General features: G+C 59.4%; 23 protein-coding genes and 1 other RNA gene. 13 read left to right on the top strand and 11 right to left on the bottom strand.

The genetic code is table 11. The annotated features are described in order from the left end of the window. Positions 1-37: 37 nt before the first annotated feature. Positions 38-472, bottom strand: a complete 435-nt coding sequence (locus B0W55_RS05190; protein ID WP_077044947.1) for a YhcB family protein — start codon at positions 470-472, stop codon at positions 38-40. A 144-nt stretch (positions 473-616) separates the two neighbouring features. Here B0W55_RS05190 and B0W55_RS05185 point away from each other — a divergent pair, with 144 nt between their 5' ends. From B0W55_RS05185 to zapE, 3 genes are all read left to right on the top strand, one after another. Then, complete coding sequence (locus tag B0W55_RS05185) at positions 617-1,246, top strand: alpha/beta hydrolase (RefSeq protein ID WP_077044946.1); 630 nt, start codon at positions 617-619, stop codon at positions 1,244-1,246. A gap of 24 nt (positions 1,247-1,270) precedes the next feature. After that, a complete protein-coding gene (locus B0W55_RS05180) occupies positions 1,271-2,626 on the top strand; it encodes a tryptophan--tRNA ligase (protein ID WP_077044945.1) in 1,356 nt (451 codons plus the stop codon). A 90-nt stretch (positions 2,627-2,716) separates the two neighbouring features. Beyond that, entirely contained in the window at positions 2,717-3,811 is a 1,095-nt protein-coding gene (zapE, locus tag B0W55_RS05175; protein ID WP_077044944.1) for a cell division protein ZapE, read from the top strand. A gap of 86 nt (positions 3,812-3,897) precedes the next feature. Here the strand turns inward: zapE and B0W55_RS05170 are convergent, their stop codons facing one another. The 5 genes from B0W55_RS05170 to B0W55_RS05150 form a co-directional block, all read right to left on the bottom strand. Beyond that, positions 3,898-4,881: an asparaginase gene (locus B0W55_RS05170; protein WP_077044943.1), complete on the bottom strand. Its 984-nt coding sequence runs from the start codon at positions 4,879-4,881 to the stop codon at positions 3,898-3,900. 76 nt (positions 4,882-4,957) lie between these two features. After that, complete coding sequence (locus B0W55_RS05165) at positions 4,958-6,148, bottom strand: hypothetical protein (protein WP_077044942.1); 1,191 nt, start codon at positions 6,146-6,148, stop codon at positions 4,958-4,960. Positions 6,149-6,165: 17 nt separating this feature from the next. Then, positions 6,166-7,053 carry a nitrilase family protein gene (locus B0W55_RS05160; RefSeq protein ID WP_077044941.1) on the bottom strand — a complete coding sequence of 296 codons (888 nt, stop codon included), beginning with the start codon at positions 7,051-7,053 and terminating at the stop codon, positions 6,166-6,168. A gap of 116 nt (positions 7,054-7,169) precedes the next feature. Continuing rightward, positions 7,170-9,128: an FAD-dependent oxidoreductase gene (locus tag B0W55_RS05155; RefSeq protein ID WP_077044940.1), complete on the bottom strand. Its 1,959-nt coding sequence runs from the start codon at positions 9,126-9,128 to the stop codon at positions 7,170-7,172. 222 nt (positions 9,129-9,350) lie between these two features. Beyond that, positions 9,351-10,271, bottom strand: coding sequence for a GlxA family transcriptional regulator (locus B0W55_RS05150; RefSeq protein ID WP_175645472.1), 921 nt, complete (start codon positions 10,269-10,271; stop codon positions 9,351-9,353). Positions 10,272-10,493: 222 nt separating this feature from the next. Between B0W55_RS05150 and B0W55_RS05145 the strand changes: the two genes are divergently transcribed. Further along, positions 10,494-11,630: an acyl-CoA dehydrogenase family protein gene (locus B0W55_RS05145; protein WP_077044938.1), complete on the top strand. Its 1,137-nt coding sequence runs from the start codon at positions 10,494-10,496 to the stop codon at positions 11,628-11,630. 134 nt (positions 11,631-11,764) lie between these two features. On the opposite strand, the gene B0W55_RS05140 is transcribed toward B0W55_RS05145, so the two are convergent. Then, positions 11,765-12,805, bottom strand: coding sequence for an NADP(H)-dependent aldo-keto reductase (locus tag B0W55_RS05140; RefSeq protein ID WP_077044937.1), 1,041 nt, complete (start codon positions 12,803-12,805; stop codon positions 11,765-11,767). Between the two features lie 245 nt (positions 12,806-13,050). Here B0W55_RS05140 and rplM point away from each other — a divergent pair, with 245 nt between their 5' ends. The 7 genes from rplM to B0W55_RS05105 all read left to right on the top strand — a co-directional run bounded on the left by rplM (position 13,051) and on the right by B0W55_RS05105 (position 17,942). Further along, positions 13,051-13,479, top strand: a complete 429-nt coding sequence (rplM, locus tag B0W55_RS05135) for a 50S ribosomal protein L13 (RefSeq protein WP_003228062.1) — start codon at positions 13,051-13,053, stop codon at positions 13,477-13,479. A 14-nt stretch (positions 13,480-13,493) separates the two neighbouring features. Then, positions 13,494-13,886: a 30S ribosomal protein S9 gene (gene rpsI / locus B0W55_RS05130; RefSeq protein ID WP_003228056.1), complete on the top strand. Its 393-nt coding sequence runs from the start codon at positions 13,494-13,496 to the stop codon at positions 13,884-13,886. Positions 13,887-14,154: 268 nt separating this feature from the next. Then, on the top strand, positions 14,155-14,748 hold the full coding sequence (gene petA / locus B0W55_RS05125) for a ubiquinol-cytochrome c reductase iron-sulfur subunit (protein WP_077044936.1): 594 nt from the start codon (positions 14,155-14,157) through the stop codon (positions 14,746-14,748). Then, entirely contained in the window at positions 14,748-15,959 is a 1,212-nt protein-coding gene (locus B0W55_RS05120; RefSeq protein WP_077044935.1) for a cytochrome bc complex cytochrome b subunit, read from the top strand. The genes petA and B0W55_RS05120 overlap by 1 nt, the downstream gene beginning before the upstream one ends. After that, positions 15,959-16,741, top strand: coding sequence for a cytochrome c1 (locus tag B0W55_RS05115; protein WP_077044934.1), 783 nt, complete (start codon positions 15,959-15,961; stop codon positions 16,739-16,741). The genes B0W55_RS05120 and B0W55_RS05115 overlap by 1 nt, the downstream gene beginning before the upstream one ends. A gap of 150 nt (positions 16,742-16,891) precedes the next feature. Then, complete coding sequence (locus tag B0W55_RS05110) at positions 16,892-17,509, top strand: glutathione S-transferase N-terminal domain-containing protein (protein WP_007989864.1); 618 nt, start codon at positions 16,892-16,894, stop codon at positions 17,507-17,509. A 16-nt stretch (positions 17,510-17,525) separates the two neighbouring features. Continuing rightward, positions 17,526-17,942 (top strand): ClpXP protease specificity-enhancing factor, encoded by a 417-nt coding sequence (locus tag B0W55_RS05105; protein ID WP_077044933.1) that lies wholly within the window; start codon positions 17,526-17,528, stop codon positions 17,940-17,942. A gap of 151 nt (positions 17,943-18,093) precedes the next feature. Here B0W55_RS05105 and B0W55_RS05100 read toward each other — a convergent pair whose 3' ends face one another. From B0W55_RS05100 to B0W55_RS05085, 4 genes are all read right to left on the bottom strand, one after another. Beyond that, positions 18,094-18,672, bottom strand: a complete 579-nt coding sequence (locus tag B0W55_RS05100; protein WP_056853208.1) for a BON domain-containing protein — start codon at positions 18,670-18,672, stop codon at positions 18,094-18,096. Beyond that, a complete protein-coding gene (locus B0W55_RS05095) occupies positions 18,669-19,262 on the bottom strand; it encodes a phosphoheptose isomerase (RefSeq protein ID WP_077044932.1) in 594 nt (197 codons plus the stop codon). The genes B0W55_RS05100 and B0W55_RS05095 overlap by 4 nt, the downstream gene beginning before the upstream one ends. 101 nt (positions 19,263-19,363) lie before the next feature. Beyond that, complete coding sequence (locus B0W55_RS05090; RefSeq protein WP_077044931.1) at positions 19,364-19,726, bottom strand: YraN family protein; 363 nt, start codon at positions 19,724-19,726, stop codon at positions 19,364-19,366. Next, positions 19,726-21,537: a penicillin-binding protein activator gene (locus B0W55_RS05085; protein ID WP_077044930.1), complete on the bottom strand. Its 1,812-nt coding sequence runs from the start codon at positions 21,535-21,537 to the stop codon at positions 19,726-19,728. Before B0W55_RS05085 ends, B0W55_RS05090 begins: the two co-directional genes overlap by 1 nt. Positions 21,538-21,745: 208 nt before the next feature. Here B0W55_RS05085 and rsmI point away from each other — a divergent pair, with 208 nt between their 5' ends. Further along, positions 21,746-22,618 (top strand): 16S rRNA (cytidine(1402)-2'-O)-methyltransferase, encoded by an 873-nt coding sequence (gene rsmI / locus B0W55_RS05080; protein ID WP_077044929.1) that lies wholly within the window; start codon positions 21,746-21,748, stop codon positions 22,616-22,618. Between the two features lie 75 nt (positions 22,619-22,693). Continuing rightward, an RNA gene (gene rnpB / locus B0W55_RS05075) (RNase P RNA component class A) lies at positions 22,694-23,047 on the top strand. Positions 23,048-23,107: the final 60 nt, after the last annotated feature.

Here is a 23,107-nt window from a genome sequence, read left to right as displayed (position 1 = left end):
CTCGTCCGGGGGCTTTTTCAAGTCGCTTGAAACCTGCTTACTTCTTCAGACCGTACTGCTCATCGAGCATGCCCGGCGAGTTCGGGGCCTTGGGGGCGTAGTCCCGTGGCGGCTCCTGATTGCGCGGCGGGGTCAGGCGTTCCCGTGGAGCCTGCACCGAGTCGGCGTGCAGCGAGGCCAGCAAGCGTTGACGAGTCTGCTCGTCCAGGGCCAGGCGGTTGGCACCCTCGGCGAGATGATCCTGCACTTCCTGATAGCTCTGAGTCAGCTTCTTGACCAGTGTCGCGGTGCTGTTGAAGTGGGTCACCACCTCGTTCTGATAACTGTCGAAACGTTCCTGAATGTCGTCCAGCTGACGTTGGGTGCTGCTCGGCGCGGCATTCGGCGCAAGGCGAGCGATCAGGAATCCAATGGCGACACCCACAACCAGGGCAAGAGTCGGCAACAACCAAACTAAGAGCGAGTGTTCCACGAGTCCTTCCTCTATAAACGGCTTTGCTTTACGTTAACGGCTCGAACCTGCGCTGTATACCGCGATTCGCTCGCAATAGACAGTTGCAGACAATTTGCTAGACGAGTCGACCCGATCCGAGGTCACGGAGTTCCTTCCTTGCTTATGCGTGAAACCCCTGTAGTCATTGACGGCCCGGTCGGGCAACTGGAAGCGCTTTATCTGGACAGCGAGCAGCCGCGCGGCATTGCCTTGATCTGCCACCCGAACCCTGTGCAGGGCGGCACCATGCTCAACAAAGTGGTCTCGACCCTGCAGCGCACCGCGCGCGATGCCGGCCTGATCACCCTGCGCTTCAACTATCGCGGCGTCGGTGCCAGCGAGGGCTCCCATGACATGGGCACCGGCGAAGTCGATGATGCCCAGGCCGCCGCCACATGGCTACGGGACAAACACCCGGACCTGCCGCTGACCCTGTTCGGTTTCTCCTTCGGCGGTTTCGTCGCCGCCAGCCTCGGTGGACGGCTCGAAGCCAAGGGCGAGCAACTCAAGCACCTGTTCATGGTCGCACCGGCAGTGATGCGCCTGGGCGAGCACGACCCGTTGCCGCAGCAGGGCGAATTGACCCTGATCCAGCCGGAAACCGACGAAGTGATCGACCCACAGCTGGTTTACGACTGGTCGGAAAAACTCGAACGTCCCCATGAGCTGCTGAAAGTGGCAGAATGCGGTCACTTTTTTCATGGCAAGCTGACCGATCTCAAGGATCTGCTCCTGCCGCGCCTTTCGAATTGATTGCAGTCTGACAAGCGATTACCCATGACGACTCGTACCCGTATCCTCACCGGCATCACCACCACCGGCACGCCGCACCTGGGCAACTACGCCGGCGCCATTCGCCCGGCGATCCTGGCCAGCCGTGACAGCAACGCCGATTCGTTCTATTTCCTGGCCGACTACCACGCCCTGATCAAATGCGATGACCCGCTGCGCATCCAGCGCTCGCGTCTGGAAATCGCCGCGACCTGGCTGGCCGGTGGCCTGGATGTCGACCGCGTGACCTTCTACCGCCAGTCCGACATCCCGGAAATCCCTGAACTGACCTGGCTGCTGACGTGCGTCGCCGCCAAGGGCCTGCTCAACCGCGCCCACGCCTACAAGGCCTCGGTGGACAAGAACGTCGAGACCGGTGAAGACCCGGACGCCGGCATCACCATGGGCCTGTACAGCTACCCGGTGCTGATGGCCGCGGACATCCTGATGTTCAACGCGCACAAGGTGCCGGTTGGCCGTGACCAGATCCAGCACGTGGAAATGGCCCGTGATATCGGCCAGCGCTTCAACCACCTGTTCGGCCAGGGCAAAGAGTTCTTCACCATGCCCGAGGCGCTGATCGAAGAAAGCGTGGCCACGCTGCCAGGCCTCGACGGTCGCAAGATGTCGAAGAGCTACGACAACACCATTCCGTTGTTCAGCAGCGCCAAGGAAATGAAAGACGCGATTTCGCGGATCGTCACCGACTCCCGCGCGCCGGGTGAAGCGAAAGATCCGGACAACTCGCACCTGTTCACCCTGTTCCAGGCCTTTGCCACCCCAGCGCAAGCCGAGGATTTCCGCAGCGAACTGCTGCAGGGCCTGGGTTGGGGCGAAGCGAAGAATCGTCTGTTCCAATTGTTGGATAACGAGCTGGGCGAAGCCCGCGAGCGCTATAACCAACTGATCGAGCGCCCGGCGGATCTGGAAGACATCCTGCAACACGGCGCGAAAAAGGCCCGTGCCGTCGCCACGCCGTTCCTCAACGAGCTGCGCGAAGCGGTCGGCCTGCGTTCATTCGTCGCCCAGACCCAGGTTGCGGCCACCACCAAGAAAAAAGCCGCCAAAGCCGCGCGTTTCGTCAGTTTCCGTGAGGACGACGGCAGCTTCCGCTTCCGCCTGCTGTCGGCCGATGGCGAGCAACTGCTGTTGTCGCGCAACTTCGCCGACGGCAAGGCCGCCGGGTTTGTGACCAAGCAACTGCAAGCGGGCCAGCCGCTGGACGTACGCAGTGAAGACCTGAGTTTCAGTGTCTGGCTGGAAGGCGAGTGCGTTGCCGACAGCCCGGCGTTCGCCGACAGCGCCGCGCGCGACGGTGCGATTGAGGCGTTGCGAATTGCGCTGACACCTGTTCAGGAATAATCAACGGTTCGACCCTACCAAGGGTTGATTGCCATTCCCACGGGCCATCGCTACAGTGACGGCCCGTTTTTGTTGCCTTGCTAACGAATTATGACGCCCCTAGAACGATATCAAGCTGATCTGAAACGCCCGGATTTTTTCCATGACGCCGCGCAGGAAACGGCCGTGCGTCATTTGCAGCGCCTTTACGACGACCTGGTCGCGGCCGAGCAGAATAAACCGGGCCTGCTGGGTAAACTGTTTGGCAAGAAGGATCAGGCACCGGTCAAGGGCCTGTACTTCTGGGGCGGCGTCGGTCGCGGCAAGACATACCTGGTTGACACCTTCTTCGAAGCGCTGCCGTTCAAGGAAAAGACCCGTACGCACTTCCACCGCTTCATGAAGCGCGTGCACGAAGAAATGAAAACCCTGGGCGGCGAGAAAAACCCGCTGACCATCATCGCCAAGCGTTTCGCCGCCGAATCGCGAGTGATCTGCTTCGATGAATTCTTCGTCTCCGACATCACCGACGCGATGATCCTCGGCACCCTGATGGAAGAGCTGTTCAAGAACGGCGTGACCCTGGTCGCGACGTCGAACATCGTGCCGGACGGCCTGTACAAGGACGGCCTGCAACGTGCTCGCTTCCTGCCGGCCATCGCGCTGATCAAGCAGAACACTGACATCGTCAACGTCGACAGCGGGGTCGACTATCGCCTGCGTCACCTCGAACAGGCCGAACTGTTCCACTTCCCGCTCAATGCGGCATCGGAAGAAAGCCTGCGCAAAAGCTTCCGCGCGCTGACACCGGAATGCACCGCAGCGATCGAAAACGATGACCTGATCATCGAAAACCGCAAGATCCGTGCACTGCGCACCTGCGATGACGTGGCCTGGTTCGACTTCCGCGAACTGTGCGACGGCCCCCGTAGCCAGAACGACTACATCGAACTGGGCAAGATCTTCCACGCCGTGCTGCTCAGCGGCGTCGAGCAGATGAGCGTCACCACCGACGACATCGCCCGACGCTTCATCAACATGGTCGACGAGTTCTACGACCGTAACGTGAAGCTGATCATCTCCGCCGAAGTCGAGTTGAAAGACCTCTACACCGGCGGTCGCCTGAACTTCGAGTTCCAGCGTACCCTCAGCCGATTGCTGGAAATGCAATCCCACGAATTCCTGTCCCGGGCGCACAAGCCGTAATAAGGATCGGATGAAAAAGAAAAAGGCCTGCGCGATGCAGGCCTTTTTTATGCTTGGAAGACTTGAAACACACCGCTCCCACCAGCTTATGTGCCAGCTTTGAGAAACCGGTTCAAATCACCTTGTTGCCCACAACCCAACAGCAGCCAAAGCAGAATCCTGGCTTTACGCGGGCACAGAAACCCTGCCATCGAGGCACCCTGGCGAATCAGATCCATCTCGCCTCCAGCGAAACCATAAGATGCGCTCGCGGTAGAGCCGGATCCGGTGCGGGTCGCGACGATCACGGGGATTTGGCTGGCGATGTGCTCAATTTCCGGCATCCAACTCTGCGAAACATGACCGGCCCCGAAACCGGCGATCACCAGCCCGTCGTAACCGAGGGCCACGATGTTTTCCAGCAGCAGGGTGTCAGCCGACAGCGACGCTTCAAGCATCGCGACTTTCTGCGTGGTCAGCTGCGGCAGGGGTAATACCGTGCGCGGGTCGGGTGGGCGCAGATAGCGAACCCGGTCTTCCACCAGCAGTCCGGCGGGACCCACGATGGGTGAGGCGAACGCCTGCAACGCCAGCGAATCGATTTTGCGAACGTAGCGCGCCGGGAGAATCTGCCCGTTCATCACCACCTGAACCCCACGCTGGCGACTGTTCTGTGCCAACGCAACGCGACAGGCATCCAGCAGGTTCGCCGGCCCGTCGGCTCCCGGCTGCGCGGCCGAGCGCATGGCACCGGTCAGCACCAGCGGATTGTCGTAAGGCCACAGGTAATCGAAAAACAGCGCCGACTCTTCGAGCGTGTCGGTGCCTTGGCTGATCACAACGGCCACGGCGCCTTGTTTGACCTGAAACATCGCCCAGGACAAAACGCTCAGTAAAAACTCGAAGTCCAGCGACGCGCTGGGCAGCAGGCCCAGGGTTTCAACGTTTACCCGGGCCAGCTCCGTCAGCTGCGGGAGTGCAGCCAGCAGGGCTTCTCCGCTGACCGCCGGGATCACACCTTCTGCGCTATGGCTGGCCAGCATGCTCACCGTGCCACCGAGTGCCGCAATGGCCAGTTTGGGCAGGTCCATGTCTTACCTCGCTTGTTTGATATGAAGAGTGGCTGTATCCGTGTTCAACCCGGATACAGCCGAGGGGGCAGGTTGGTTATTGCGCGAACAGCAAGCCAATCAGCGGCACGATCAGCAGCGTGCTGATGGCCATCGACAGGACGTTGGCAATGTAGGCATGCATGTCGTCAGGCAAGCGCCTGGCAATCGCAACGGCCAGAGGCGGTGCGAGCAATGCCCCCAGCAGCGCACTGGAGACAATGATCTGCCAGCTGCCGCCGTAGGCCAGAATCGTCGCCGGGACCACTGACACCAACGGTATGTAGGTCGGGTACCAGCCGCGCAACATCCACTGCCGACGCCAGATCAGCACGCCGATCGCCGAGGCCAGTGCCTGCCCGCCGATGATGTGCAACAGCAGGTCCGAGCCATAGGCCGGGCTCAGGGGATTGAGGCTGTAGGCCAGCAAGGCACCCAGCAACAGGCCCAGGCTCGCCCATTCATTGCCGAAGAACGGCGCCTCGGAGAAGTCCGCCAAGACCCGGCGAAGGGTCCAGACGAGGCCATAGTCGGGTACCTTGGCGACGGCCGTCGCGGCCAGCGCCGATGGCTTCTCGGGTTGCCCGGATTTCACCAGGCTCGGGCAATGGCGGCAGGCCAGAAACGCCACGACGCTGGCGCTGGCCATGCCCAGCACATTACCGATGACCGCCGGCAGTTGTAGCGGATTACACACGTAGTTGACGATCAGCAGGCACATCGGCGTGACGAGGACCGCTCCCATGATTGCGCCGTTGATCGTGACCTTCCAGCCACCGCCGAACATCAGCACCATCGCCGCCGGCAATGACACGAACGCGACGAAGGTGGGTTGCCAGTCGTTGGCGCTCACCGTCCAGCCCCACAGCAGGTTGCCCAGGAGCAACCCCAGCAACGAACTGGTAATCAGCCAGGGCCAGAGCCCGGTGCCGTAGCAAATGGCGAAACCTTGCCAGGCTTTCCCGGTGCGATTGGCCCAATAGGCCAGGTAGGCGCCGGCCAGCAGGCCGATCGAGGCGAACTCGTGTTTGTAGAACGCCACCTCGCTGATGTCGCCCAGTACCCAGCGCAGCCAGGCAACGGGCTCATGCAGGGCCGAGACCATGTCACCGTAGCTCGGCCAATGCGCCTCCCAGGTCGAGCGGTTGCTCATCGATAGCCAGATGATCAGCAGTGCTATACCGATCATCAGTAAGATGACCGCCGCATCGACAGGTGATCTTGGATTTTTTGACGTTGAAATTTCCATGGCCCATGCCTCCCTGGTCAGCGCGGCAGGCACGGGTGTCGGGTGTAACCGAGCATCCGGTCGTAAAGATCGGCGCGGCGATCACGGTGCAGGTCGTTCAGGTCGTTCCAGATCGGCGCACTGCGCGAGCTGGTCAGGTCGATGTCGGCGTACAGTGTTTCCTGCCGGTCTGCAGACGCCACGGTACCTATCGGCCAGCCGTTGGTTCCGGCGATCAACGAGCAGCCCAGATAGCGAGCACCGCGTTCCTCGCCGATGCGGCTGGCGGCGGCGATGAACACGTTGTTGACGTGTGCGGCGGTCATCGTCAGGTACGACGCCATGCATTTGCCGGCATCGTCGAACAGCGGCGGCGGGGTCCAGACCCAGTTGTTCAGGCTGCAAATGATGTCGGTGCCTTGTTGACTGAGGATTCGCGGCACTTCCGGAAACCAGATGTCCCAGCAGATCAGCAGGCCGATGCGGCCGATGGGTGTGTCGAACACCGGAAAGCCCAGATCGCCCGGCGTGAACCAGAGCTTCTCGAGATTCCACAGATGGGCCTTGCGGTACTTGCCGATAAAACCGTCCGGCCCCAGCAGCACGGCGGTGTTGAACAGCTGCATGCCGTCCCGTTCGGCCAGGCCGGTGACCAGATAAACCTTGTGTTTGCAGGCAAAGTCGATCCAGATCTGCACGCTTGGCCCGTCAGGCACCGCTTCGGCATGGGCAAAGGCATCCTGGCGATTGCTGAAGAAATAGCCGGTGCTGCACAGCTCCGGCAGCACGATCAGATTCGCGCCGCCGCTGACGGCCTCCTGGGCCAAGTGCAGGCCGCGGCGCAGGTTGTCTTGATGGTTGTCGATGCCGACCTGGGGGTCGAATTGCACGACGGCTACACGAACGGGGCTTGTTGGCTGACTCATTGCAGATGACCTCTTTTTATTATTCACACGCTGTTTAATGGCGTGTTTATAAGAGTTGAAGTCCTGTGGGCGCGTAAGTCAGCCGTTTCTGTTTAGGTTGTAGTCCGCGTCCGAGATCAATTCACAGGTTCAGGTTTCACCCGGTAGTGCGGATAGTCCCCCATGGAAAAACCTCCTTTGAAAGTCGCGCCGGTTTTGTTGCAAATGTGTATGACTGCATCCACGGCTCCCCGAAAACAGGGCTCCGTCCAGCCGGCGTCGACCGAAAAGGATTCGCCGGACAGGTACAAGCCGGAAACATGACCGAAGTCGCGGTTGTATTTCATCAGGCTGACCGCGTCGTAGTAGGTGCCCGGCCGATACAACTTGGCGCAACCCAAGGCGTTTTTATCGGTGATCCAGCGTTGAACCACGGCCTGATCGATGCCGATGTAGGGCGAGATTTTCTCCCGGATGTTGACGGCGTTCAGGAGGATGCGATCCAGTTCCTTGGCGCATTTCGTCACCAGTTCCTTGTCACTGAAGGAGGCAAGCTTGGTGGCGTCGTCTTCCCATGTGTAGCTCAGGAGGATGCAGTCGTAGCTGTAGTGATCGTTGTAACGATAGGTGTAGACATCATGGATAAAACTGTCGGTGACCAGGACTTGCGGGATGTTGCCGTTTTTCGACAGAAATGATTTTTTCAAGGGCGCAAATACCTTGCAGCTGGTTTCCCAGTGCGCCGTTTTGTAGGCGTTGATGACGTTGAACGGCAGCATGTGCTGGGTGAAGCGTTCAAGCTGGATCCGCGTTTCGATCAGCCAGGACGGCAGGGTCATGATGACCGAGTCGAAATCCTCGAAGCGCTCGCGGGTTTGCCCTTGCTGACTGTGGTTCCAGTTGAAGTGGACGCGAATCTGCTGGTTGGGCAGCTTTGTGAGCCGGGTGACCGATGAGTCGGTGAGCAAGCCGTTGCTCCGTTCCCGGCTGTACTCGTAAACGGACTTGCCGGTTTCATCGATGGGCATGAACAGCAGGCATTCATCCAGCGCGGCGAGCCCGATGTAGCGGGGCCTGTCGAACGTCAGGCCGGCCGAGTCGACAACGGCTTCGCTGTTCAGGTGGGGAGCGTCCAGGGGATCGCCGTTGCTGTCTACCCGTCCATGGATGAGCTGCAGTTGGCTGCTGAAGCCGAAAATGGCCGTGCGCAGAGGATAAAGACAGCAAACGTCATAGAACGCGCCCCAACTGCCGTCACCGATGCCTATCGCGTAGAAGATCGCCGACTCTTCTGCGGACATTCCCATCCCGCCGAAGTCCCCGGGCGACTGTTCATTCCAGGCTTGCACCGCCGGCATGCTGACCAGATCGCGAAAGGAAACGCCCTGGTACCTTTCGACCATTGCGGCCCAGGTCGCCTCCCACGCTTCGCTGCCGTAAAGCTCGGAAACATGGCGGGTCATGCGATCGGCAAAGGTTTTCCATTTGGCGTAGACCTTTTGCAGCGCCTCACCGGGAGGCGGGGTCATGCCGTCCTGGTTTTTCCATATCAACATTTGCGGTGCCGGCCCGTCGCCCATGCTGCCTTCACGAAGGTAGATGCCGGTCGAGCGAACCCAGGGGCTTCCCGGGTTGGCAAAGTCTGAAAACGCCAGGTCAAACGCCTGGGCGTAGTACGCCATCAGGGACCGGCCTTGCGTGGGTGACTCATCGGCCCTGTTGAAAAAAGGCATGCGCATGGCGCCCATTTCGAAGGGGGTATGGCTGAGTGAGGATTTCGGGCTGCCATGAACCGTCAGATGCCGGCCGCCGATGCGGGTGGATTGTTCGATGAGGGATATCTGGGTGAAGCCGCAGCGATAGAGCTCTCTGGCGGCCGTGAGCCCGGTGACGCCTGCGCCGATGATGCAGATTCTGTGTTGCGGGTCGGTGGCCCTGGCGATACCGCCGTCCTGTTCAATCAATGTCCGGTAGTCGAAGCACAGATCCGGTGGGCTGGGAAAGCGGGCGGTCCATTTGGATCTGGCCGCGCGTTTGGTTCGAGTGTCTTTGCCGATGACGTGTGAGGGGTAGTTGTAGCTTGATCCGATAGTCACTGTTGATCTTCCCTGATGGTGGTTTTCAGGGCGTCAGACTGGGGGATTGATCGGCTCTTTTACATGAGGCAAATCCGTTCTTCGGTGTTCCTTATTCGTTTTTCAGTGTGGGAAAGCGAACCGCCGTAGGAGCGCAGCTTGCTGGCGATGAACGATGACGCGGTCTATCTGATTGACCGCGTCATCGTTCATCGCCAGCAAGCGGCGCTCCTGCAGAGGAGGTCAGGCCGCCTGCTGGAACTGCTGTCGATACTGGTTCGGCGACAGCTCCGTATGTTGGCGGAACAGCCGGGCGAAGAAGCTGGCATCGTCGTAGCCCACTTCGTAACTGATGGTCTTGATGCTCTTGCGGCTGCCGGACAGCAGGCCTTTGGCGGTTTCGATGCGCAGGCGTTGCAGGTAGTGCAACGGCTTGTCACCGGTGGCGGTCTGGAAGCGGCGCATGAAGTTGCGGATGCTCATGCCGTGTTCACGGGCGACGTCTTCGAAGCGGAATTTGTCGGCGAAGTGTTCTTCCAGCCAGTGCTGGATCTGCAGGATGATCACATCCTGGTGCAGTTTCTGTCCGCCGAAACCGATGCGACCCGGCGAGTAGCTGCGCTGCACTTCATAGAGGATATCCCGGGCCACGGCCTGGGACACGTTGGCGCCGCAGAAGCGCTCGATCAGATAGATGTACAGATCGCAGGCCGAGGTGGTGCCGCCGGCGCAGTACAGGTTATCGGCGTCGGTCAGGTGCTTGTCCTGATTGAGGTACACACGAGGGAAACGTTCGGCGAAGGCATTGAAGAAGCGCCAGTAGGTGGTTGCTTCCTTGCCATCGAGCAATCCAGCCTCGGCCAGCCAGAAGACTCCGGTGGCCTCACCGCACAGCACCGCGCCGCGGGCATGTTGCTGGCGCAGCCAGGGCAGCACTTGCGGATAGCGCAGGCACAGGGTTTCGAAATCGTCCCAGAACGCGGGAATGACGATGATGTCGGCATTTTCCAGCCCGCCGTCCACCGGCATCATCACATCGCTGAAACTGTTCACCGGTTTACCGTCGGGGCTGACCAGGCGGGTTTCAAACGCCGGGACCAGGCCGTGGCCCAGTTGTTTGCCGTAGCGCAGGCTGGCGAGGTGAAAAAAATCCTTGGCTTGCATGAGGGTGGAAGCGAAAACCCGGTCGATCGCCAGGATGCTGACGCGCCGCAGGGGCGTGGAGGCTTGGTTAGACATAATTCAACTTTATTTTTATAAGGGAAAGTGGTCACCAGACGGCTGGATCGTCTTATTTTTTGTCGGATGTGTCCAGTGTCCTGTATCGGACGCCAGGCATAGTCTCTGAAGGTCTACCTCTTCCAAAAAAATAACGACAGGTGCCGCATGATCCCTAGAACCTTGTTCAGTTCCGAACACGAACTCTTCCGTGACAGCGTGCGAACGTTTCTCGAAAAAGAGGCCGTGCCGTTCCATGGGCAATGGGAAAAACAGGGCTATATCGACCGCAGACTCTGGAACAAGGCGGGGGAGGCGGGGATGTTGTGCTCGCACTTGCCGGAAGAATACGGCGGCCTGGGGGCAGACTTTCTCTATAGCGCGGTGGTGATCGAGGAGGTGGGACGGCTGGGACTGACCGGTATCGGTTTCTCCCTGCATTCGGACATCGTGGCGCCGTACATCCTGCACTACGGCAGTGAAGCGCTGAAACACAAATACCTGCCGAAACTGGTCTCCGGCGAGATGGTCAGCGCCATCGCCATGACCGAGCCGGGCGCCGGTTCCGACCTGCAAGGCGTGAAGACCACGGCGGTGCTCGACGGTGACGAGTACGTGATCAACGGCTCGAAAACCTTCATTACCAACGGCTTCCTCGCGGACCTGGTGATCGTCGTTGCCAAGACCGATCCGAAGGCCGGCGCCAAGGGCACCAGCCTGTTTCTGGTGGAGGCCGATACGCCGGGCTTCGACAAGGGCAAGCGTCTGGAGAAGGTCGGCATGAAGGCGCAGGATACATCGGAGTTGTTCTTCCAGGACGTCCGGGTGCCGAAGGAAAACCTGTTGGGCCAGGCCGGGATGGGGTTCGCCTACCTGATGCAGGAATTGCCGCAGGAACGCCTGACCGTGGCCATTGGCGGCCTGGCTTCGGCCGAAGCGGCGTTGCAGTGGACGCTGGATTACACCCGCGAACGCAAGGCGTTCGGCAAGGCCATCGCCGATTTCCAGAACACCCGTTTCAAGCTGGCGGAGATGGCCACCGAAATACAGATCGGACGGGTTTTCGTCGACCGCTGCCTGGAGCTGCATCTGCAAGGCAAGCTGGACGTGCCGACCGCGGCGATGGCCAAGTACTGGGGCACCGACCTGCAATGCAAGGTGCTGGATGAGTGTGTGCAGTTGCACGGCGGATACGGCTTCATGTGGGAGTATCCGGTGGCCCGGGCGTGGGCAGATGCGCGGGTGCAGCGGATCTATGCGGGGACCAACGAGATCATGAAGGAGATCATTGCGCGGTCGCTTTGACCGGGGTTGATTTTGCGCACGCTTTTCGCGAGCAAGCCCGCTCCCACACCGGATCAGGGGCTGACCACACTTCTGTGATCGGCACTGACCCAATGTGGGAGCGGGCTTGCTCGCGAAGGCGATTTATAAATCAATCATGGCGCAGGATTCGGCTGATCCTTGTGAATCGCCTCGATCCCTTCCAGCACTTCATCCGACAGCTTCAGATCAAAACTGGCAATGTTGCTGTCCAGTTGCTCGAGGGTGGTCGCGCCGATGATGTTGCTGGTCACGAACGGCTGTTGCGTGACGAAGGCCAGCGCCATTTGCGCCGGGTCCAGGCCGTGCTCACGGGCAAGCGCCACGTAGCGGCTGCACGCGGCTTCCGATTGCGGGTTGAAGTAGCGGCTGAAGCGGCTGTAGAGGCTCAGGCGGCCCTTCGGCGGACGGGCGCCACCCTCGTACTTGCCCGAAAGGAAGCCGAATGCCAGTGGCGAATAGGCGAGCAGGCCGCACTGTTCGCGGATGGCGATTTCCGCCAGACCCACCTCAAAGCTGCGGTTGAGCAGGTTGTAGGGGTTCTGGATCGACACCGAGCGCGGCCAGCCGCGGGCTTCGGCCAGGGCGAGAAAACGCATGGTGCCCCACGGGGTTTCGTTGGACAGGCCGATGTGGCGGATCTTGCCGGCCTTGACCTGCTCGTCGAGGGCTTCGAGGGTGTCCTCCAGCGGCGTCAGGTTGGCTTCGATCTTGTGCTTGTAGCCCAGTTGCCCGAAGAAGTTGGTGCTGCGCTCGGGCCAGTGCAACTGGTAGAGGTCGATGTAGTCGGTCTGCAGACGCTTGAGGCTGGCATCCACCGCTTCCGTGATGTGCTGTCGATTGTGCCGAAGGTTCTTGTCGCGAATGTAGTCGATGGTGTTGCCGGGGCCGGCGATCTTGCTGGCCAGGATCCAGTCGGCGCGGTCGCCGCGGCTCTTGAAATAATTGCCGATGTAGCGTTCGGTGGTGGCGTAGGTGTCGGCCTTGGGCGGCACCGGGTACATCTCGGCGGTGTCGATGAAATTGATCCCGGCGCTCTTGGCTCGCTCAATCTGGGCGAAGGCGTCGGCTTCGCTGTTCTGCTCACCCCAGGTCATGGTGCCGAGGCAGAGTGCACTCACGTTCAGATTGGTCCGGCCTAGCTGGCGATAGTCCATCGGGTGCTCCTTGGGCAAAACAATCATAAAAGCAGGTTGAATTATTTTTCGCAATCTGCATAATTGCGCACCTCTTTCTGCAGTGGAAGTGATGCGCCGCCGCCGAAGAATCTTGCCGTTGAACGGACGCGCCGACCCGAGCCCCCGAAAGCGTCTGTATCCGGCTGCCTTTGACTTGTCAAAGTACGCACTATTCAGTAAGATCCGCCGTCTAATTTACAGGGCGGCCCCTGAGGCTATAAAGAATGAAAACTTTTACTGCTAAACCGGAAACAGTAAAGCGCGACTGGTTTGTCGTCGACGCTGCTGGTCAGACCCTGGGTCGTCTGGCCACCGAAATCGCGAGCCGTCTGCGTGGCAAGCACAAGCCTGAGTACACTCCTCACGTTGACACCGGCGACTACATCGTCGTAATCAACGCCGAGCAGATCCGTGTTACCGGCGCTAAAACCACTGACAAAATGTACTACTCCCACTCCGGTTTCCCGGGCGGCATCAAGTCGATCAACTTTGAAAAGCTGATCGCCAAGGCCCCTGAGCGCGTGATCGAGACCGCGGTCAAAGGCATGCTGCCTAAGAACCCGCTGGGTCGCGACATGTACCGTAAGCTGAAAGTCTATGCGGGCGCTGCACACCCTCATACTGCTCAGCAGCCCCAAGAACTGAAGATTTAACGGAATAGTTCATTATGTCGGCGACTCAAAATTACGGCACTGGCCGTCGCAAGACCGCAACCGCACGCGTTTTCCTGCGTCCGGGTACTGGTAACATCTCCATCAACAACCGTTCGCTGGATAATTTCTTCGGCCGCGAAACTGCCCGCATGGTGGTTCGTCAGCCGCTGGAATTGACTGAGACTGTCGAGAAGTTCGACATCTACGTCACCGTGATCGGCGGTGGTGTAAGTGGTCAGGCTGGCGCAATCCGCCACGGTATCACCCGCGCTCTGATGGACTACGACGAAACTCTGCGCAGCGCACTGCGTAAAGCCGGCTTCGTAACCCGCGATGCACGTGAAGTTGAACGTAAGAAAGTGGGTCTGCGTAAAGCGCGTAAGCGTCCGCAGTACTCGAAGCGTTAATTCGCTTCCACGTTCAAAAAAGAACGCCCAGTTTCCTCACGGAGCTGGGCGTTTTTTTGTGCGTGCGATTTATTAAAGAATTGCGCTGTGACAACTTGCCACAGCCGTAGACGCCCTATACTACAAGGCTTGAGGGAGAGCCCTCCCGGTAATTACCTTGTCAGAATTGGGGGTTTTCATTACCATTCGGCAAAATTTTTATAAGTACAGCGTTTTACTTAGTAGATGCCTGATTTAACAGGCCACAAAGCTGATGGGAGAGGACTGAATGAGCAATGACGGCGTGAATGCAGGCCGGCGTCGCTTCTTGGTAGCAGCCACATCCGTGGTGGGTGCTGCAGGAGCGGTGGGGGCTGCGGTCCCGTTCGTGGGGTCATGGTTTCCCAGTGCCAAGGCGAAAGCCGCAGGTGCACCGGTGAAAGTGAATGTCAGCAAAATCGAGCCAGGCCAGCAGATGATTGCTGAATGGCGCGGCCAGCCGGTGTTCATCGTCCGCCGTACACAGGAAATCCTGGGTAATCTGAAGAAGATCGAGGGTCAGCTCTCTGACCCGGACTCCAAGAACTCGACACAACCGACTTATGTCAATCCGGAATTCCGTTCGATCAAGCCTGAGGTTCTGCTGCTGATCGGTATCTGCACGCACCTGGGTTGCTCGCCGACATTCCGTCCCGAAGTCGCTCCCGCAGACCTGGGCAAGGACTGGGTAGGTGGGTATTTCTGCCCTTGCCACGGTTCCCACTACGACCTGGCTGGTCGCGTCTACAAGTCGCAACCTGCGCCTTTGAACCTGCCAGTTCCCCCGCATTCCTATGAGACCGATGACATCATCGTCATTGGCGTCGATACGGAGAAAGCGTGATGAGCAAGTTCATGGATTGGGTTGATGCGCGCTTTCCCGCGACCAAAATGTGGGAAGACCATCTCAGCAAGTACTATGCCCCGAAGAACTTCAACTTCTTCTATTTCTTTGGTTCCCTCGCGCTGCTCGTTCTGGTCAACCAGATCGTCACCGGTGTCTGGCTGACCATGAGCTACACCCCGTCGGCCGAAGAAGCCTTCGCGTCCGTCGAATACATCATGCGCGACGTCGAGTACGGTTCGATTCTGCGCCTGCTTCACTCCACCGGCGCTTCGGCGTTCTTCATCGTGGTCTATCTGCACATGTTCCGTGGCCTGCTCTACGGTTCGTACCAGAAGCCGCGTGAGCTGGTGTGGGTCTTCGGCATGCTGATCTACCTGGCGCTGATGGCTGAGGCCTTCATGGGCTACCTGCTCCCGTGGGGCCAGATGTCCTACTGGGGCGCCCAGGTGATCATCTCGCTGTTCGGTGCGATCCCGGTCATCGGTAACGATCTGACCCAGTGGATCCGTGGTGACTACCTGATTTCCGGTATTACCCTCAACCGCTTCTTTGCCTTGCATGTGGTTGCCTTGCCGATCGTGATCCTCGGTCTGGTGGTGCTGCACATCCTGGCGCTGCACGAAGTGGGTTCGAACAACCCGGACGGCGTGGACATCAAGAAATTCAAAGACGAAAACGGCGTACCGCTGGACGGCATTGCCTTCCATCCGTACTACACCGTGAAAGATATCGTCGGCGTGGTGGTGTTCCTGTTCATCTTCTGTTCGATCGTATTTTTCTTCCCGGAAATGGGCGGCTACTTCCTCGAGAAGCCGAACTTTGAAGTGGCGAACGCCTTCAAGACCCCAGAGCATATCGCTCCGGTCTGGTACTTCACGCCGTTCTACGCGATCTTGCGGGCGGTTCCGGACAAGCTCTTCGGCGTCATCGCCATGGGTGCGGCCATCGCTGTGTTGTTCGTCCTGCCGTGGCTGGACCGTAGCCCGGTCAAGTCGATGCGGTATAAAGGCTGGCTGAGCAAGATCTGGCTGTGGGTGTTTTGCATCGCGTTCGTCATCCTGGGCATTCTGGGTGTATTGGCGCCGACCCCTGAGCGTACGTTGCTGTCGCAGGTATGTACCTTCCTGTACTTCGCCTACTTCATTCTGATGCCGTTCTATACCAGGCTCGAGAAGACAAAACCGGTTCCGGAAAGGGTGACTGGCTGATGAAAAAGCTATTTGCGGTATTGATGCTCGCTACGCTGCCAGTGTTCGCTTTCGCTGCTGAACACGGTGGCCCGGAGCTGGAAAAAGTCGACATCGACGTATCGGACAAGGCGGCCATGCAGGATGGCGCACGTACCTTTGCCAACTATTGCATGGGTTGCCACAGCGCCAAGTTCCAGCGCTACGAGCGTGTTGCCGATGACCTGGGCATTCCCCACGAAATGATGCTCGAGAAGCTGGTGTTCACCGGTGCCAAGATCGGCGACCACATGAGCATCGGCATGCAGCCGGCCGACGCCAAGACCTGGTTCGGTGCGGCACCGCCCGATCTGACCCTGGTGGCTCGCGTTCGCGGTACTGATTGGCTGTACGGTTATCTGAAGTCGTTCTATGAAGATCCGTCGCGCCCTTGGGGCGTGAACAACAAGGTCTTCCCGAACGTCGGCATGCCGAACGTGCTGGTGGGCTTGCAAGGGCGTCAGGTCGTCGGTTGCAAACAGGTTCAGATCGTCGAAAACGGCAAGAAGCAATATGACCCGTTGACCGGTACGGCGCTGACCCATGAAGCGTGCGATCAGCTGACGATCGTGCCCAAGAGTGGTGCTTTGACCGAAGAGCAGTTCGATGAGAAGGTCAAGAATCTGGTAACCTTCCTGGCTTACTCGGCTAACCCGGTTAAGCTGCAACATCAGCGCATCGGTACGTACGTATTGCTGTACCTGGCGTTCTTCTTCGTATTCGCCTACTTGCTCAAGCGTGAATACTGGAAAGACGTGCACTGATAAAGCTTCAAGCTATTGCTGTTAATCGCGCGCGCCCAAGGGCGTCTCTGAAGGTGTAACGAGCCTGGCTGGCCAGGGGTTACGGGAGACGCCCTCTGGGCGCGCTCGTTTTTCCGCTTTCGATCATTTCTACAAGCGAGGAGGACCGCCATGGGCGTGACCAATCGGTTGGCCTGTTACTCCGACCCCGCCGACCACTATTCCCACCGAGTGCGAATCGTACTGGCAGAGAAGGGTGTCAGCGCCGAGATCATTTACGTGGAAGCGGGCCGTCAGCCGCCTAAACTGATCGAAGTGAACCCTTACGGCAGTTTGCCCACCCTGGTCGATCGTGACCTGGCGTTGTGGGAGTCCACGGTGGTGATGGAATACCTGGATGAGCGTTACCCGCATCCGCCATTGTTGCCGGTTTATCCTGTGGCGCGTGCCAACAGTCGTCTGTTGATGCACCGCATCCAGCGAGACTGGTGTGGTTTGGTGGATCTGATTCTGGATTCGCGGACCAAGGAAGCGGCTCGTGCCGTGGCACGCAAGGAACTGCGTGAAAGCCTGACCGGCGTGTCGCCGTTGTTCGCCGACAAACCGTTTTTCCTCAGTGAGGAACAAAGCCTGGTGGATTGCTGCCTATTGCCAATACTCTGGCGATTGCCGATTCTGGGTATCGAACTGCCGCGGCCAGCCAAGCCGCTGCTTGATTACATGGAGCGCCAGTTTGCGCGTGAGGCTTTCCAGGCGAGTCTGTCTGGTGTCGAACGCGATATGCGCTAAGGCTTAAGGAGCCGCTATGAACTCCAGTCGACCTTATCTGGTCCGCGCGCTCTATGAGTGGATCGTGGACAACGACTGTACACCGCACATGCTGGTCAATTCCGAATACCCGTCGGTTCAGGTGCCGCAGGGTTTCGCCAGTGACGGGCAGATTGTCCTGAACGTATCGCCACAGGCCGTGCGCCATCTGCACATGGACAACGAAGCAGTGAGCTTCGAAGGCCGCTTTGGTGGTGTGCCGCATACGCTGTTCGTGCCCATTGCCTCGATCCTGGGTATCTACGCCCGGGAGAATGGTCAGGGCATGGTGTTCGATCTGGAATCGCCTATGGGCGAGGACGATGATGAAATCGAACCGGACGATGACATTCCGCCACCCGACAGCGAGCCGCCGCGGCCAAGCGGTCGGCCTAGTTTGAAGGTGGTGAAGTAATAAAAAAGGCGATCCGCAAGGATTGCCTTTTTTATTACCTGTAGGAGCGAGCTGGCTCGCGATGGTCGAAAACGATGACGCGGGATTTTGATGCCCCGCGGTGTCCTCAGGTTCATCGCAAGCGTGCTCGCTCCCACAGGTGGCAGCAGTATCAGTCTATGTACTCAAACAACTTCACAATCTTCTGCACACCGGAAACCCCCTGCACCAGGTTGGTCGCCTGCGCGGCCTCTTGCTTGGTCAGCAAGCCCAGCAGATAAACAATGCCGTTCTCGGTAACGACCTTGATCCGCGAACCAGGAATGTTCGGGTCGGTGAGCATCTGGGTCTTGATCTTGGAGGTCAGCCAGGTGTCATTCTGGCGGGCAAGAAAGCCCGACGGTGGCAGGATCTGCAGTTCGTTGTGAACGGTCTTAACCCGCTGAACAGCAGCGGCGGCCTGTTCGGCCTTCGCCTTGAGGTCGGCACGCGGGGTTTGCCCGGCCAGCAATACCACGCCATTGAAGCTGGTGACGACGATGTGCGAGTCGTTATCCAGGGCAGGGTCGGCCTTGGCAATGTTCACGCCGACCTTGGTATCGATCAGGGAGTCGTCGATCTTGCTGCCGAAGGTGCGGGTGCCGCGGTCATCTTCAATCGGGGCTTCGCGGCTGGCGTTCACCACCGAGGTGCAGCCGCTGATGCCGAGGCACAGGGTCAGGGCCAGTAGGCCTAGGCGATTAGGGGTCATTCTTCACTCCCGAACAGTTGGCTGTCGATCAAGTCGCAAAGGCAATGGATCGCCAGCAGGTGGACTTCCTGAATACGTGCCGTGACATGGGCGGGTACGCGAATCTCCACGTCCTCGGGCAATAGCAGTGATGCCATGCCGCCGCCATCGCGACCGGTCAATGCTACGACAATCATTTCGCGATCATGTGCGGCCTGGATCGCTTGAATTATGTTTGCGGAGTTGCCGCTGGTGGATATCGCCAGCAGAACATCGCCCGGCTGACCAAGGGCGCGGATCTGTTTGGAGAAGACTTCGTTGTAGCTGTAGTCGTTGGCGATCGAGGTGATCGTCGAGCTGTCGGTGGTCAACGCAATGGCCGGCAGGCTCGGGCGCTCGCGCTCGAAGCGGTTAAGCAGCTCGGAGGAAAAGTGCTGGGCGTCACCGGCAGAACCGCCGTTGCCGCAGGAAAGCATTTTGCCTTCGTTGAGCAGGGCGTTGACCATGACCTGGCTGGCTTGCTCGATGTGCGGTGCAAGTACTTCCATCGCCTGTTGCTTGGTGTCGATACTGGCCTGGAAAAGCTGGCGAATTCGGGATTGCATGTCCATCTGTGTGACCTTAATGAGCGCGGCTTTTCGGCACGTGAATGTGCAGCCCGCAATGCAAAGAGCAAAAGTGTTGGGTGTTGTCCGTTTCGGGGCATGATCGGTCAGCAGTCGAAGGCATTCTGCACCCAGTTCAACTGATCGAGGTCGCTATCAATGGCAACCACGTCGAAACGGCAAGGGGAATTGGCCCAGCGCGACTCGCGCTGAAGAAAATACTGCGCGGCAAAAATCAGCTTCTGCCGTTTGCGCCCATCGATGCTACCGAGCGCGCCACCCCATTGAGTGTTTTTTCTATAGCGAACTTCAACGAATACTACTGTATCGCCATCTAGCATGACCAGATCAAGCTCACCACGTTTACACAGCCAGTTCTGCGCCACCAGGCGCAGACCCTGCTGTTGAAGATGGCCGAGCGCCTGGCGCTCGGCATCTTTACCGCTTTGCTGGCGTGACCTGTCGGGCATCAGCGCGGGGTGTCCGGCAGGCGCTGCACCTGGCCGTTGACGAACTCGGCCCAAGGCAACTGGCGCACGACACGCTGGTTCTGGGTCATGCCCAGGCTGCCCGACTGACCTTCAATGCGGCTGTCCGGCAGGGTCTTGAGCTGGCCCAGACGCGGCGCCAGACGGTAGGCGTCGACACCCATGGCGTACAGGCGGCCCAGGCTGCTGGCGGCTTGCGGCCATTGTGCAGTGACCTGCTTGCGCAGTGGATCATTGGCGTCCAGCAACCATGGGGTTTCGCAGAAACGAATGCCGTTCATGTCGTTGTACTGGTTGACGTCGCCGCTGGCGCTGAACACGTGGGACGTGGCGTAGACCGGAACGTCGCCCGCGTACTGGAAGTTCAGGGTCGGTTTGATCTGTTGAGCCTGTTGTGGCGTGGCGGCCAGGAAGATGAACTCGATGTCCTGGCGACGGGAGGGCTGGGCGGCGACCTGCGAACCTACGGTACTTTGCAGGCTCTTGGCGCGGCCTTCGCTCTGGCGCAACTGGAACATGTCGGCGATCTGTTGAGCCAGTTGCACCGGTTGGTCGACACGCTCGGTCGCGACGATGCTGCCACCGTTGGCTTGCCAGTCCTGGCTGAACGCGCGCAGCACGCGGTCGCCCCATTCACCTTTCGGTACCATGATGGCGGCACGATGCAAGCCGTCGGCACGGGCGCGACGGGAGACTTCGCGGGCTTCGTCTTCAGCGGCAAGGCCGAACTGGAACAGTTGAGGCGGACCTTGTTCGCCTTCGCTGTAGTTCAGCGCCAGGGTGGTGATCGGCAATTGCGGGCGTGCGCTCAGTTGTTTGACCAGTGGCTTCTCCAGCGGGCCGACGACCAGTTGCACGCCATCGGCCTGGGCCTTGCGATAGAACTCGTCGAGGGAGGTCAGCTTCGAGCTGTCGTAGAACTCAATGGCTGGTGGCTTCTGACCTGCCTGTTGCGCCTGGTAGTGAGCGGCCATGAAGCCTTCGCGCAACGCCTTGCCGACCGAGGCCAGCGGGCCGTCCTGCGGCAGCAGCAGGCCGATTTTACCCAGGGGCTGGCTGGCCAGCTCCTTGAGCTTGGTCAGTGGCAGCGGCAGTTGAATGGCGGCCGGGTGTTTAGGGTTCTGCGCGCGCCAGTTGTCGATGGCGGCCTGTTGCTGCTCCAGGGTGCCGGCAGTTTTCACCGCCAGGGCCAGAGCCATCCAGCCACCAAGATCGTCGGTGGTCGACGGCTGCAACTGGTCGGTCGGCAGCGAGGCGATCAGGGCCCAGATCGCTTCGTGGTTTTTGCTGGCGGCTTCGTCTTTGAGCATCGGTGCAATGAAGATGCGTTCCTTCGCGGCAGCCAGTGTCTGACCATCGGCTTCAAGGGCGCGGGCGCGAACGATGCCGGTGCGGACCTGTTGCTCTTCCGGCAGCTCGCTCAAGCGTTGCATGCTTGGATGACTCAATGCCGTCAGCGCGGCTTTCGGCTGATTGCGGGTCATGGCCAATTCTGCGGCGAGGGTACTGGCGAACACCTGCTGGCCAGGTTTTAGCTGCTCCACCGGTACTTGTTGCAGGATCTGCGCGGATTGCGCGGCATTGCCCTGGCGGTAGGCCAGGTCCGCTGCGCTCAGTCGCAACAGGGCAGCGTCTTCCGGCGATTTGCTTTGAGCGGCTTTCTCGAGCAGTTGCTCGATACTGGCATCCGGGGTCCGTGGAAGTTCGCCAAGGCTGGAGGAGGACGAGCTGACGCAAGCTGTCAGCAAGGCAGCGAGGCAGAGGGCAGTGAACAGCCGCAGGCAAGCGATCATGTAGTGTTCCTGATACTCGATCAAATTAGCGTGGAATTGTACCCAACCACTGGCCGGGGCGCGATGTTACTGGCGTGAATCGATCAATTTAGCTGGTGTAAATGTTGCGGTGCGGCACAAAAGGCGGCGAAGCCGAGTGTTTCTTGCGCGTATCGTCAGCGTTGCTACGCGCTACAATGGCGGCTTTATTGATCATGAGGTGTGCGCTTTGACTGTTCCAGGTGCTTTGAATTCCGCTGCGGGCTCGCTTTATGTGGTGGCGACGCCCATCGGCAACCTGGACGACATCAGTGCGCGCGCGCTGAAAATCTTGCGTGACGTGGCTTTGATCGCCGCAGAAGACACTCGTCATTCTCAGCGGTTGATGCAGCATTTCGGCATTCCTACGCCGTTGGCGGCTTGCCATGAGCACAACGAGCGAGATGAGGGCAGCCGCTTCATTACCCGTTTGCTGGCGGGGGACGATGTCGCGCTGATCTCTGATGCGGGAACGCCGCTGATTTCCGATCCGGGGTATCACCTGGTGCGCCAGGCCCGCGCCGCCGGGATCAGTGTGGTTCCGGTTCCGGGGGCCTGTGCCTTGATCGCTGCGTTGTCGGCGGCAGGGTTGCCGTCCGATCGTTTCATCTTTGAAGGTTTCCTGCCGGCCAAGGCGGTGGGGCGGCGCGCTCGCCTGGAGGCCATAAAGGAAGAACCGCGCACGCTGATCTTTTATGAAGCCCCCCATCGCATCCTCGAGTGCCTGCAGGATATGGAGCTGGTGTTCGGCGCCGAACGTCCGGCCTTGCTGGCGCGGGAACTGACCAAAACGTTCGAAACCCTTAAAGGCTTACCGTTGGCCGAGTTGCGTCAGTTCGTCGAGTTGGACAGCAATCAGCAGCGTGGCGAGTGCGTGGTGCTGGTCGCGGGTTGGTCGGCGCCCGAGGCTGAAGGCGCCGTCAGCAGTGAGGCGATGCGCATCCTCAATCTGTTGCTCGAAGAGATGCCGCTCAAGCGTGCGGCGGCCCTGGCGGCGCAAATTACCGGCGAGCGCAAGAATGTCCTGTATCAGATTGCGCTGGATCAGCAGAAGGGTGAGTGAAACCCGACGCGCAGGCGTGCACAAAGGCTATTAGCGCTTGTTCTTCGGGCGCTCTGCCGTTAACCTGCGCGGCGGAGAGTCGATCGGACAGTCGCTGCCCTCTATGAAAATTAGGGGGGGGAGGAAAGTCCGGGCTCCATAGGGCGAAGTGCCAGGTAATGCCTGGGAGGCGTGAGCCTACGGAAAGTGCCACAGAAAATAACCGCCTAAGCGCTTCGGCGCCGGTAAGGGTGAAAAGGTGCGGTAAGAGCGCACCGCACGTCTGGCAACAGTTCGTGGCTAGGTAAACCCCACTTGGAGCAAGACCAAATAGGGTCCCAAGGCGTGGCCCGCGCTGGGACCGGGTAGGTTGCTAAAGATGTCCAGTGATGGCCATCGTAGACGAATGACTGTTCAAGACAGAACCCGGCTTACAGATCGACTCTCCACCTTTTTCCTGCCTCTGCTTAAATCAATGAGCAGAGCCCCGATGATGCGATGGCGTTCTTT

Source organism: Pseudomonas sp. KK4, from assembly GCF_001984065.1.
Taxonomy (GTDB): domain Bacteria; phylum Pseudomonadota; class Gammaproteobacteria; order Pseudomonadales; family Pseudomonadaceae; genus Aquipseudomonas.
The sequence above is the reverse complement of the archived record's forward strand: the minus strand, read 5'-3'. Positions and strand labels throughout refer to the sequence as shown.